14 protein-coding genes are annotated in these 12,956 nt (G+C 40.5%); 13 read left to right on the top strand and 1 reads right to left on the bottom strand.

Features of this window, described 5'->3' with window-relative positions; genetic code table 11:
- Window positions 1-50 precede the first annotated feature (50 nt).
- The 12 genes from V7K67_RS06045 (at window position 51) to V7K67_RS05990 (ending at window position 10,903) form a co-directional block, all read left to right on the top strand.
- Complete coding sequence (locus V7K67_RS06045) at window positions 51-461, top strand: RusA family crossover junction endodeoxyribonuclease (RefSeq protein WP_334710507.1); 411 nt, start codon at window positions 51-53, stop codon at window positions 459-461.
- Window positions 458-1,504, top strand: a complete 1,047-nt coding sequence (locus V7K67_RS06040) for a hypothetical protein (protein ID WP_334730137.1) — start codon at window positions 458-460, stop codon at window positions 1,502-1,504. The genes V7K67_RS06045 and V7K67_RS06040 overlap by 4 nt, the downstream gene beginning before the upstream one ends.
- Entirely contained in the window at window positions 1,501-1,761 is a 261-nt protein-coding gene (locus V7K67_RS06035; RefSeq protein WP_334730136.1) for a ParE family toxin-like protein, read from the top strand. Before V7K67_RS06040 ends, V7K67_RS06035 begins: the two co-directional genes overlap by 4 nt.
- Before the next feature lie 51 nt (window positions 1,762-1,812).
- Window positions 1,813-2,307, top strand: a complete 495-nt coding sequence (gene sixA / locus V7K67_RS06030; RefSeq protein WP_334730135.1) for a phosphohistidine phosphatase SixA — start codon at window positions 1,813-1,815, stop codon at window positions 2,305-2,307.
- Between the two features lie 108 nt (window positions 2,308-2,415).
- On the top strand, window positions 2,416-3,552 hold the full coding sequence (locus tag V7K67_RS06025) for a citrate synthase (RefSeq protein ID WP_334730134.1): 1,137 nt from the start codon (window positions 2,416-2,418) through the stop codon (window positions 3,550-3,552).
- A gap of 329 nt (window positions 3,553-3,881) precedes the next feature.
- Window positions 3,882-5,000, top strand: a complete 1,119-nt coding sequence (gene nuoH / locus V7K67_RS06020; protein WP_335139934.1) for an NADH-quinone oxidoreductase subunit NuoH — start codon at window positions 3,882-3,884, stop codon at window positions 4,998-5,000.
- A 160-nt stretch (window positions 5,001-5,160) separates the two neighbouring features.
- On the top strand, window positions 5,161-5,745 hold the full coding sequence (ndhI, locus tag V7K67_RS06015; RefSeq protein WP_094349399.1) for an NAD(P)H-quinone oxidoreductase subunit I: 585 nt from the start codon (window positions 5,161-5,163) through the stop codon (window positions 5,743-5,745).
- A 111-nt stretch (window positions 5,746-5,856) separates the two neighbouring features.
- Window positions 5,857-6,471, top strand: a complete 615-nt coding sequence (locus V7K67_RS06010) for an NADH-quinone oxidoreductase subunit J (protein WP_334730132.1) — start codon at window positions 5,857-5,859, stop codon at window positions 6,469-6,471.
- A 59-nt stretch (window positions 6,472-6,530) separates the two neighbouring features.
- A complete protein-coding gene (gene nuoK, locus V7K67_RS06005) occupies window positions 6,531-6,836 on the top strand; it encodes an NADH-quinone oxidoreductase subunit NuoK (protein ID WP_006199065.1) in 306 nt (101 codons plus the stop codon).
- Between the two features lie 6 nt (window positions 6,837-6,842).
- On the top strand, window positions 6,843-7,763 hold the full coding sequence (locus V7K67_RS06000; RefSeq protein WP_334710501.1) for an NAD(+) kinase: 921 nt from the start codon (window positions 6,843-6,845) through the stop codon (window positions 7,761-7,763).
- A 528-nt stretch (window positions 7,764-8,291) separates the two neighbouring features.
- Window positions 8,292-9,086, top strand: coding sequence for a GNAT family N-acetyltransferase (locus V7K67_RS05995; RefSeq protein ID WP_335165623.1), 795 nt, complete (start codon window positions 8,292-8,294; stop codon window positions 9,084-9,086).
- 203 nt (window positions 9,087-9,289) lie between these two features.
- On the top strand, window positions 9,290-10,903 hold the full coding sequence (locus V7K67_RS05990; RefSeq protein ID WP_335165621.1) for a glycosyltransferase family 39 protein: 1,614 nt from the start codon (window positions 9,290-9,292) through the stop codon (window positions 10,901-10,903).
- A gap of 633 nt (window positions 10,904-11,536) precedes the next feature.
- Here the strand turns inward: V7K67_RS05990 and V7K67_RS05985 are convergent.
- Complete coding sequence (locus V7K67_RS05985) at window positions 11,537-11,905, bottom strand: hypothetical protein (RefSeq protein WP_334730129.1); 369 nt, start codon at window positions 11,903-11,905, stop codon at window positions 11,537-11,539.
- A 299-nt stretch (window positions 11,906-12,204) separates the two neighbouring features.
- Here V7K67_RS05985 and V7K67_RS05980 point away from each other — a divergent pair, with 299 nt between their 5' ends.
- On the top strand, window positions 12,205-12,924 hold the full coding sequence (locus V7K67_RS05980) for a DUF4079 domain-containing protein (RefSeq protein WP_335165619.1): 720 nt from the start codon (window positions 12,205-12,207) through the stop codon (window positions 12,922-12,924).
- Window positions 12,925-12,956: the final 32 nt, after the last annotated feature.

Genomic DNA, 12,956 nt, shown 5'->3' with positions numbered 1-12,956 from the left:
ATGAAAATTGCTGTAACTTTGTTAACTAATTATAAAGATATGCACTTGGGATGCGAATAATACCTTTTGAATTTCTCATTCCCAGACGACCTGTTTCGTTACAGACAAAGAAAAAAGAAAACCTTCAGGCATGGAAGAATTTTGTGCGCGTTGAAGCTCAAAAACTTTGGAAAGATCGCAGCGTCATTAAACAAGGTGATTTACAACTGACGCTAGTTTATCTTTGTGATGATTTTCCGGCTGATACCGATAATATTATCAAGCCGATTCAGGATGCACTTGTAGGCTTAGTTTTTGAAGATGATAGTTTAGTATCAGATGTAGAAAGCCATCGTCGGTTTATGTCTGACCCAATTGAGATTAAAAGTCTACCTTCCTTATTACAGCGTGCTGTCATCACAGGTCAAGAGTGTGTTTATGTAAAAGTAAGTGAATCTCAACCATTGGAAAAATACTTATGACTAACAATACTAAAATTCTATATGATGAAAAAGTGAAATCTCTGGCAGAGAAGTACGAAAGTCAAGGATTTCATGTTTTAACTGAACTCAAAACAGATGAATTACCATTTGATTTGGGTAACTACCAGCCAGATTTAATTGCTATTAAAGACGGTTCGGGTTTGGTAATTGAAGTAAAAAACAGTCTCAACCGTCTGTCGGTTGATCGTTTACAAGCTTTAGCAGAGGAAGTTAGTACGCATCCAGGTTGGCATTTTTTATTGGTAACGCTTGAAGATATAGAAGCCAAGTCATTACCTGGAACATCCGAACAATTTCCTTCATGGCAAGAGCTAACCGATCGGTTTATCCAAGCACATAAGCTGATTGAAAATGACGAAATTGAGCCTGCTTTTATTTTTATGTGGAGTATATTTGAGGGGGCTTTAAGAAAGCGAGCAGTCGATGTGTCAATTCCTATTGAACGTTTCCCCGTTATAGGATTACTAAGACATCTGTACTCCTTTGGAGAGTTATCAATCTCTCAATTTGACCTTGCTCAAGCTTGTTTTGAAGTTTGGAATCGTCTTGCTCACGGATATATTGAAAACCTAAATTTGCCAGTTGTACATAATTTTGACAATTTGGTTCGTGAATTATTAGGAAAATGGACAGTCGAACTCGCTATTAGTCAACTTTCATCAGAGGATCTAGCTGCTTTTCGTGCCTGGTTTGCGAAATTCGATGCAGCATCCTTGGATAAACGAGAAGAATTAAGGAGAAATTTAATCAATCAGACAAGCCTTCTTTTAGCGCAAGAATTAATAAGACATGAGAAACGAAAGAAAGAATTAAACGCCAACGACGAACAGGTTATAAATGTCGAATTGGATGTTAGTCTACTTTCACCAGAAGATTTAGCTGCTTTTCGTGCCTGGTTTGCGGAATTCGATGCAGCAGCCTGGGATAAACAGATTGAAGAAGATGTCGCTGCTGGTCGGTTAGATGCATTGGCAGAGAAAGCACTCAAACATCTTCGAGAAGGGCGTTGTACTGACCTGTGAAACATCGAGCAACCCCTGATTTTTGGTATTACTATCGCCAGTTACCAATTGATATCCAAGATCTTGCTGATCGATGTTACGAGTTTCTTCGGGAAGATCCCAAATATCCATCATTGCATTTCAAAAAAGTCGGTCAGTTTTGGTCAGTGCGTATTGGTATATATTATCGGGCGCTTGCTGTAAAAGAAGATGATAATTTTGTATGGTTTTGGATTGGATCACATCCAGAGTATGACAGATTGCTAAGTGGTGGATAGCGTTCTAACATTGCCTAAGAGCAGCCTAACTGATCACTCATAATACAAAGTATGGAACTATATTTAATTCGTCATGGCATCGCCGAAGACCAGGGATTAGGCATCAAGGATGAAGATCGCAGCCTAACCAAAGAAGGAAGGCAAAAAACTGAGAAAGTTGCCCAGAAACTTGTTAAATTAGGTTTAAGCTTTGATTTCATTCTCACCAGTCCCTTAGTGCGGGCCCGCCAAACGGCTGAAATCCTCATAGCAGAAAAACTAAGCTCCCAATTAGAGGAATCTAGCCACCTCGCCCCCGATGGTCAAATTTCTAGTTGGCTCAAAGACTGGTTAGAACCAAGAAATTATTCCCAAAATACCCAACTGGCGCTGGTTGGACACGAACCTAATTTGAGCAATTGGGCAGAAATTCTCCTGTGGGGAGAAGCCAAAGCAAGCTTAGTCTTGAAAAAAGCAGGTATGATTGGGATAAAACTACCAGAAACAGGTTCTCCTCTGGGTCGGAGTCAGATGTTTTGGTTGACACCACCCAAGTACCTGCTATAACAGTTTTTCAACATTTTCGATTGTTGTTAGAACGGCTACTGTTATGGCGACAATAAATTTCTGGTAAGTTAGCTTGATCAGATATTTCACAAAGCAAATGGTGTTGCCATGATGGTGTGCGAATACAAGCCTGGTTTAGAAGGCATTCCCGCCGCCCAATCAAGTATTAGCTATGTTGATGGGCAAAAGGGAATACTAGAATATCGTGGCATTAGGATTGAGGAATTAGCAGAAAAAAGTACATTCTTAGAAACTGCTTATCTCTTAATCTGGGGTAAACTGCCAAACAAGGAAGAACTGGAAACATTTGAGCATGAAGTTCGTTACCACCGGCGGATAAAGTACCGCATTCGGGACATGATGAAATGCTTTCCAGAAAGCGGCCACCCAATGGATGCCCTACAAGCTTCTGCTGCTGCTTTAGGCTTGTTTTATTCGCTCCGGGATTTACATAATCCTGTCTACATTCGAGATTCAGTGGTGCGCCTGATAGCAACCATTCCCACGATGGTAGCGGCGTTCCAACTGATGCGGAAAGGCAATGATCCCGTGCGTCCCCGTGATGACTTAGACTACTCCGCCAACTTTCTATACATGCTCGATGAGCGAGAACCCGATCCTCTGATGGCGCGGATTTTTGATATCTGCTTGATACTTCAAGTTGAGCATACAATGAATGCTTCTACTTTCAGTGCCAGGGTGACAGCTTCCACCTTGACTGATCCTTACGCTGTAGTTGCTAGTGCTGTGGGAACTTTGGGTGGGCCTCTGCATGGTGGAGCCAATGAAGAAGTAATTCAGATGTTGGAAAAAATTGGCTCTGTAGAAAATGTCCGTCCCTACATAGAGGACTGTCTGCAAAGTAAATCTAAGATTATGGGCTTTGGACATCGTGTGTATAAAGTGAAAGACCCACGAGCCATAATTTTACAAAATCTTGCAGAGCAATTGTTTGAGAAGTTTGGCCATGACAAGTTCTATGACATTGCTCAAGAAATGGAACGAGTGGTAGAGGAAAAACTCGGTAGCAAAGGGATTTATCCAAATATTGACTTTTACTCCGGTTTGGTGTATAGGAAGATGGGGATTCCCACAGACTTGTTTACGCCAATATTTGCGATCGCACGTGTTGCCGGTTGGTTAGCCCACTGGAAAGAACAACTAGCAGAAAACCGGATTTTCCGTCCTACCCAGGTTTACAACGGTCTGCACGAAGTTACTTATACACCGATTGAACAACGGTAAATGGGAAATGGGAATTGGGCATACAAGTAAAAAGAACCAAGTAAAAAGTAAAAAGAAAGATAAATTCAATATTTCTTTTAACTTTTAACTTTTAACTTGTTTCTCTCCCCCGTCCCCTCAATAGCCAATCTCAATGCCAACCATAAGTAGAAGTTCTCATCTCGCTTCAGGGTGGTCAAACCATCCAACGATATACTAGGCATGGGAATTGGCAACAAATCTTCAATTGGGCGTCATCTGGGCAAAAATTAAAAATGGGTGAATTTACAGGTATTAATTTAACTAATAGTTGTAACTCACCATGACTCGATGTCTTAAAGAGCGGAAACATGAATTCAGGAATTGACCTCCAAGGAACTTTTATTGAATCCCTCCGGGATTTAGGTATACCAGCAGGAACAGCCAAAGCGATTTGGATGCCCTTGCCAATGATACTGATGCTGATTGGGGCAACAGTGGGGGTATTAGTTGCTACTTGGCTAGAACGGAAAATTTCTGCCTCCGCACAGCAGCGAATTGGGCCAGAATACCAGGGGCCTTTTGGGTTGCTGGTGCCTGTAGCGGATGGTCTGAAGTTGTTATTTAAAGAAGATATAGTACCAGCCAAATCTGACCCTTGGCTGTTTACCCTTGGGCCAATTATTGTTGTAATTCCGGTATTTCTGTCGTTCCTGATCGTTCCCTTTGGGCAGAATATCGTAGTTAGTAATGTGGGTATGGGCGTATTCTTGTGGATTGCCTTGTCAAGCATTCAACCTATTGGCTTGTTGATGGCTGGCTACGCATCTAATAATAAATACTCCCTCTTAGGGGGCTTGCGGGCAGCAGCGCAATCTATTAGTTATGAAATTCCATTGGCGTTGGCGGTGTTAGCGATCGCTATGATGTCTAATAGCCTCAGCACCGTTGATATTGTCAATCAACAATCTGGCTACGGCATCCTGGGCTGGAACATTTGGCGACAACCAATCGGTTTTCTGATCTTTTGGATAGCCGCCCTAGCTGAATGCGAACGATTACCCTTTGACTTACCCGAAGCGGAAGAAGAAATCGTCGCCGGCTATCAGACTGAATACTCAGGGATGAAATTCGGTCTGTTCTACCTGGGTTCCTACGTTAACTTGATCCTTTCTTCCTTACTAGTAGCAATTCTCTACTTGGGCGGTTGGGACTTTCCGATTCCCCTCAACCTCATCGCTGGTTGGCTGGGAGTCAGTGAAGTCAATCCCGTGTTCCAGATAGTAACTGCGGCCTTAGGTATCACCATGACCGTGTTCAAAGCCTATTTACTAGTGTTTGTCGCCATCCTGTTGCGCTGGACAGTACCACGTGTACGGATTGACCAACTGTTAGATTTAGGATGGAAGTTTTTGTTACCAGTCGGCTTGGTTAATCTCCTATTAACCGCCGCCCTAAAACTAGCCTTTCCCTTCGCCTTCGGCGGGTAATGAGAGAGTTAAGAGTTAGGAGTTATGAGTTAGGAGTTATGAGTTAAGAGTTATGAGTTTTTAATTAACTCCTCACTTTTCACTCCTCACTCCTCACTGCTCACTCCTAACTCCTCACTCCTCACTCCTAACTTTTATCACCTGAAGAGAGAGACACAAAATGCTAAAGTTCCTGAAACAAGTTGGTGATTACGCCAAAGAAACGGTACAAGCTGCGCGTTACATTGGTCAGGGGCTTTCTGTCACCTTCGACCACATGCGGCGGCGTCCGATTACTGTACAGTACCCTTACGAGAAACTCATTCCTGGCGAACGGTTTCGCGGTAGAATTCACTTTGAATTTGATAAGTGCATCGCCTGCGAAGTTTGCGTTCGCGTTTGTCCCATTAACCTGCCTGTAGTAGATTGGGAATACGACAAAGCCAGCAAAAAGAAAAAACTCAACCACTACAGCATTGACTTTGGAGTTTGTATTTTTTGCGGTAATTGTGTGGAATTTTGCCCCACTAACTGTCTATCGATGACAGAAGAATATGAGCTTGCCACTTACGATCGCCATGAATTGAACTATGACAACGTGGCACTAGGTCGTCTGCCCTACAAGGTAACAGATGACCCAATGGTTACACCACTGCGCGAACTAGTTTATCTACCCAAGGGCGTCCTCGAACCCCACGGACTACCCGCAGATGCGCCACGTGCAGGGGCGCGTCCAGAAGACTTGGTAGAACAAACAGAAAAATAAATGTCATTTGTCCATTGTCATTTGTCCTTTGTTATTTGACTAATGACCAATGACCAATGACCAATGACCAATGACCAATGACCAATGACAATTGACTAAGGACAAAAAACAGTGAATTTAGCAGAAGGAGTACAGTTAGTATCACTTGGCATACTAGGCGTGATGATGATTGGGGCGGCCATTGGTGTGGTGCTGTTCTCCAACATCGTCTATTCTGCCTTTTTGCTGGGGGGCGTGTTTATCAGCATGGCGGGAATCTACCTGTTGCTAAATGGTGATTTTGTTGCAGCCGCACAAATACTAATTTACGTTGGGGCGGTTAACGTGCTGATTTTGTTTGCCATTATGTTGGTGAACAAAAGGCAGGATTTTGTAGCATTTCCCAACTCTTGGGTGCGGAAAGTACTAACAGGTATAGTCAGTGTGGGATTGTTTGGTCTTTTAAGTACGATGGTGCTGGCTACTCCTTGGGCTTACTCAACTGCTCCTGCTGTGGGTGGTGAAAGTTCTATAGTTTTGATTGGAGAGCATTTCTTCACTGACTTTTTATTACCTTTTGAATTAGCTTCCATTTTGCTGCTGATCGCGATGGTAGGAGCAATTATTTTGGCACGTCGCGAGTATTTGCCAGACCAACTGACATCATCCAATCTAGGGCAAACTGTTTTGACTTTACCAGAACGCCCCAGAGAACTAGTATCAACAACCAGCGAAACAAAAGAGTAATATTTACGACCTCAGTCGTAGATGAACAGGCAGATTTTTCAGGAGGAATACTCAAATTCATGCAACTCCAGTACTTTTTATTACTAGCAGCAGCTTTATTCTGCATCGGCATCTATGGTTTAATTACCAGCCGCAACGCTGTGCGGGTGCTGATGTCAATTGAGTTACTGCTCAATGCTGTTAATCTGAATTTAATGGCATTTTCCAACTTCCTCGACTCAACATTAATTAAGGGTCAGGTTTTCACAGTATTTGTGATTACCGTGGCCGCAGCCGAGGCGGCGGTGGGTTTAGCGATCGTGCTGGCCATTTATCGCAACCGCGATACCGTCGATATGGAGCAGTTTAATCTCCTGAAATGGTAATTGTGCGTGCAACTAAAGCAGGTAATCATTGCTTATAAAGCGCGGGATGCCCGGAGTAAAGAATGGGCAGAACTCTGTGCGAAACAACTAGAAAGTCGCGATTGCCAAGTGTTGATGGGGCCTAGCGGGCCGAAAGACAACCCCTATCCAGTCTTTTTGGCTTCGGCGGGTCAACCAATCGATCTCGCTTTGGTACTCGGTGGCGATGGTACTGTTTTAACCAGTGCCAGACATTTAGCCCCAGCTGGCATCCCAATTCTGGGAGTGAATGTAGGAGGTCATCTGGGGTTTTTAACTGAGTCGGTGGAAGAGTTTCAGGATACGGAGAAAGTTTGGGATCGGCTGTTTGAGGATCGCTATGCTATCCAACGACGGATGATGTTACAAGCTGCGGTGTATGAGGGTCACGGGTCTAATTTGGAACCTGTGAGTGAGCGTTACCTCTCTTTGAATGAATTTTGTGTCAAACCCGCCTCCGCTGATAGAATGATTACCTCAATTCTGGAAATGGAAATCGACGGTGAGGTAGTCGATCAATACGTTGGGGATGGGTTGATTATTTCCACTCCCACAGGTTCTACTGGTTACACTGTTTCTGCTAATGGGCCAATTATGCACGATGGTATGGAGGCGATTACCATCACTCCTATTTGTGCAATGAGCCTTTCTAGTCGCCCCCTCGTTTTACCCCCTGGTTCTGTGGTGAGTATTTGGCCTTTGGGGGATTACGACTTGAGTACTAAACTGTGGACAGATGGGGTTTTAGGGACTTCAATTTGGCCGGGACACCGTGTTGATGTGCGGATGGCAGAGTGTCGGGCTAAATTTATTATTTTGCGCGAGAACAATTCCTACTATCAGACACTACGGGAGAAGTTGCTGTGGGCAGGTACAAGGGTTCACTACAACAATAATCACCGTAATTAATTAAGTATTTTAGAGTGCATTTACCGCAGATGGCGATCGCAACCAAAATTATCTAAGCCCCTGGATTCATCCGGGGGCTTTCTGCCTGATTTTGATTGTAGATAATTGGTCTTTGAAGACGCGATAAATCGCGTCTCTACATGAGGGTTTTGTTGCTCATTCTGAACTGGATTGCTTTATAACCTGATACCAATTTTAAAAATAATTGCAACAGATGGAGTGAGACAATCCAGATACACCAAGCGGTTTACAATCCAAAATCTAAAATCCAAAATCCAAAATGGTATGACTTGCATTTATAGCCTATATCAAAGAAAAATTTTGTATCTTATTGCCAGATTTTTTAGGAATTAATGCCCATAATAAAAGCACTCTACCTCTAATCCCAGAAAGTAAAAAAGCTTTCTCAAGGATCTTTTATCGAAAACCGTCTCAATTACCCTTCGACACATTAATGCATAATGTGAGCTATTTTTATAGTACCTAAATCCTAGTAGGATATTTTCGCAAATCTAAGTAGGAAGATAGATGGAAGTTTCTGGACGCCACATCAATTACGCACTGAATCCTCTTCCCCCTCTTGAAGATTTTCCCGTCCTTCAAACTGAAAAATATACCCTACGGCTGGCATCAACTGAAGAAGAATTAGAATCAATTTTTCGGTTGCGCTTTGAAGTTTTTAATCTTGAACTAGGCTTAGGATTATCTACTTCTAACTTTACCCAGATGGATATAGATAAATTTGATGCGGTTTGCCATCATTTAATCTTGTTCTCCAAACAAACGGGTAAAACGATTGGAACTTATCGGATGCAAACCTATACAATGGCTTCTCAAAGACTGGGCTTTGATGCTGCCGATATATTTAATCTTAATGGAATTCCTGATTCTGTGCTGCGAGTATCTGTAGAAGTTGGACGTGCATGTATAGCTAAAGAATATCGCAATAGTCAGGCACTTTTATTACTCTGGGAAGGGCTGGCAAATTATCTGATCTGGAGTAAAAACCAATATTTCTTTGGATGTGCATCGTTACTAACACAATGTCCTTGGCAAGCTACTTGTGCTTATGATTATTTTCGGCAGAATGGCTTGATGCATCCGAGTATTTTGGTCTATCCAAATTCACAATCTTTTCTACAACTGCCTCAAAATTCTCCAGATTCATATAATTTTGAAATTCCTAAAATTTTGCAGGCATACTTGAATATTGGAGCTAAAATATGCAGTGTTCCAGCTATTGATTCGCAGTTTAAGACTATTGATTTTTTAACTATATCTAATAGTAAAGACTTTGCTAGATGGCGTTACAAAATTTTGTAAAAATTGTCTTTTTTGCTAAAGACTGCCATTTACAGGCGGCTAGAGTAACTAACCTTTGATGTTCATTCATTACTCTGAATCGGGTGCGATCGCTCAAAGTATCTTAGATGAATAAACTCAGATATAATTCTTAGCGATCGCACCTTATTTAGTCTTACTGACTCGATTATTGTAGATATATTTATTTATTGGGAAAATCACTTATGCGCCATCTCAAATTGACTCCGAGTTGGTTGCGATTTTTAATTATTTTCTTATTGGTGATGGGTATCTTGTTTCGCTTCTTTAACCTTGATGGCAAAGTTTACTGGCATGATGAAACTTATGCGTCATTGCGGATTTCTGGTTACACAAAAACTGAAGCGAAACAGCAACTTTTTAATAATCGTGTCATTGGTGGAGAAAGTTTTACCCAGTTTCAAGGTGCAAATCCAGAAAAAAGCTTAAATGACACAATTATGTCTTTAGCAAAACAAGATCCACAGCATCCACCATTGTATTACATCATAGCCAGATTGTGGATGGAAGTCTTTGGTAATTCGGTGACGGCGATTAGAAGTTTATCTGCCTGTATTAGTTTGCTGGTTTTCCCTTGTGTTTATTGGCTATGCCGAGAATTATTTAATGTGCCATTATCGGTTTCTGGTGTTGCGATCGCACTCATGGCTATCTCTCCCATTCACTTAGTATACGCCCAAGAAGCACAAGAATATATTCTTTGGTTAGTCACCATCTTACTATCCAGTGCGTCTCTGCTGCGAGCCATGCGGCTGGAAGATGAGCTAGCAAAAGAACGACAACGACCAGATTTATTCGCTATCTGGAGCATTTATGCAGTAACTTTAGCCATCAGTCTTTATACATTTCTTTGGAGTGTATTTGTAGCACTTGCTCACGGCATTTATGTGATGATCATCGCCAAATTTCAGTTTACTGAAACTGCCAGAACTTATCTGATAGCATCACTGGTAGGTTTTTTAGCCTTCATGCCTTGGATAACAGTTGTAATCGGTGACTTTTTTCAATTTTTGATTTCAGCAGATAAAACAAATTCACAGTCATCTTTAATGACTGTATTTCCATTTTTACTAATGCAGTTAAGCCGGATTTTTTTTGATATAAACCTTACTTCAGAAAATTCTCTAAACTATTTAATTACACCAATATTTTTAACTTTGGTAGGATATGCAATTTATTTTCTTTGTCAAACAACTAACTATAAAGTCTGGTCTTTTATCATCACATTAATTGTAGTACCAGCACTACCACTAATAATACCAGCTTTAACTTCTGGGGGTATACGATCATCTATCGAACCATATTTAATACCAGCTTATTTAGGAATCCAATTAGCTGTTGCTTATCTGCTAGCTACACAACTATATAATGGGAGCGTGTCACGCCGGAGCATTTGGCACACAATCATGGCATTAGTGATTATTTGTGGTCTAATTTCTTTTAAGGTGAGTTCCCAGGCAGAAACTTGGTGGAATAAAGGTATGAACTATGGCAATCCACAAGTTGCCCAAATAATTAATCAGGCGACTCGTCCACTTTTGATTAGTGATGCTTTGGGCAATAATTATGGGAATGTTTTTTCTCTGAGCTATCTTTTGGAACCAAAGGTGCGATTTCTGTTGGTGAATAATCAAAAAACGCCTAAAATCCCTAATGGATTTACTGATGTATTTTTACTTAATCCTTCAGACACTTGGCGCGAAACAATTGAAAAAAAATATCAGCTAAAGACAGATATCGTTTATAGTGATGACTATTATTCGATCTGGAAACTTACTACAAATCGTAATTTGCGCTGATGTAATATCTCACCTAATAATCAATTATCTGCTAGTTTATAGTGCAATACGGTTCATACCAATTTTGTATGAAGATACACATAATAATATCCCCCTGTAGTCCCAATACGGTTCGGTTAAGGTTTTTTGATTAAAATTCTAAATTCCAAAGACGCGATAAATCGCCGTCTCTACAAAGGAATGATTATTGTAGAGACGGCGATTTATCGCGTCTCTTGCCTTAACCGAACAGTATTGCCTGTAGTCCCCCCAAGGCATCGGGGGGACGGCGATAGCCGGGGGGTAAATTATATGCAGCTTCACAAAAAAACGGTATCAGTTAAGGGTTATTTGTGTAGATAATTGGTCTTTAAAGACGCGATAAATCGCGTCTCTACATCTGGGTTTTGTTGCTCATTCTGAACTGTATTGATTTATAGTGTAATAATCTACATAATATTAAATACCTCATATAGACGGATAGATAAAGAGTATAAAATTCTAACTTTTATATCGTTCGGCATTTTGGATTAATTGCTGTAACTATTCATACTCCAGACCAATTAGTCTCCGTGTTTCTTTAGAATTTTCTTCAATATGCTTCAGTATATCACTCATATTTCTGTGTCAAAAAATTTCTCTAATGTTCTTTTATCACAGAATGTTACTATTTTGGAGATGTCTAATGATTAACATTCCCACTATTAACCGTTGCGACCAAATCCGTGGTATTGGAGATATTTTCATCACGACAAACACAGTTAACAAGCATCCCAGAGTGGGTAGCAGTAAATATTTACCATCTATTCTTGAAACTTCTAACCACATTGGTGGGTGCATTTGCCAGTAGTTGATTTGAGCAAAAATTCTACTAATTCTATCTTCACCAGCAAACCATCCTGCTATAATCATGCCAGAAAATAAAACAATGCCTAATAAAATTAGCGTTGCTGTGTGGAATTGAATAACTCTCTTAGAAACAGTATTTTGAGATGGTTTATAGCTCAACTTGAATCCTGACATTTTGCCCTTTTTCACCTAAAGTTATTCTGCGAAAAAGCATTTCACCCATTTTTTGTAACATATTTTTTTAAATGTTACAAAAAATTTCTAATTTTGACTAATGTATTTTTTGATACACAGTAATATTTTGTAGAGTCATAATCTTTTATAAGATATTCAAATATTGGCTTGATTAAAATCAGCTAAAAATAATAGAAATGAATATTAAACAAATTCTCATCTCAAATTAATTTAAATGACGGTACGATGACCTAAATTATCCTTTGAGATGAATTCAATGATTCATTGAAAGGTGTTGTATGCAAATAACAGATTTTCTTAGTCTTGTACATCCAGCGATCGCAATCATATTCGTGTTTCCACTCATCGGTACAGTAGTGAATTTTGCTTGGCAAACACGGCAACGCCGATTGCAAATTTTAGCTGGGAGTAAGAGCAAAATTCCTCCGGTGGTGGGTGGAGAACATAAGCAGTTAGGTGAATGGCTAACAAGTGCAATTGTCGGATTAACTTTAATCGGATTAAGCTATCCTATTGGCAAAAATATTATCAAAAATCAATTGTGCAATAAAGCACCTTTTCAAGTTGTTTTTATTCTATTAATGTTTGCTGCTACCATCGCCTCTTTAGTATTTCTTTATCGGGCAAAGCAGCGGCTATGGCGGGGAGTTTTTGCAACTTTAACTGGTGCAGGTTTAGTCATTTTAGGCTGTCAGGATGGAGTCTATCGCCTCACTAATGAGTGGTATTGGTCACATTATTATATTGGGATTACCGCAGCACTGCTGATGATTTTTTCATTAGCAATTGTTCAAGATATTTATCAAGATAAGTCCAATCGTTGGCGTATCGTTCATACAATTTTAAACTGTATTGCTTTGTTACTATTTATTGGACAAGGCATGACAGGCACACGAGATTTATTAGAAATTCCTCTGAGTTGGCAAGAACCCTATATTTATCAGTGTGATTTTACTAATAAAACTTGTCCAACGCCAAATCCCCAAGTAGGAAAATAGGAGAGGGGGATGAGGGAGATGAGGGAGAGAAA

Origin of the sequence: Nostoc sp., from assembly GCF_036917155.1 — a bacterium.
In the GTDB taxonomy this organism is placed as follows: domain Bacteria; phylum Cyanobacteriota; class Cyanobacteriia; order Cyanobacteriales; family Nostocaceae; genus Nostoc.
This window is presented reverse-complemented; position numbering and strand designations above follow the sequence as displayed.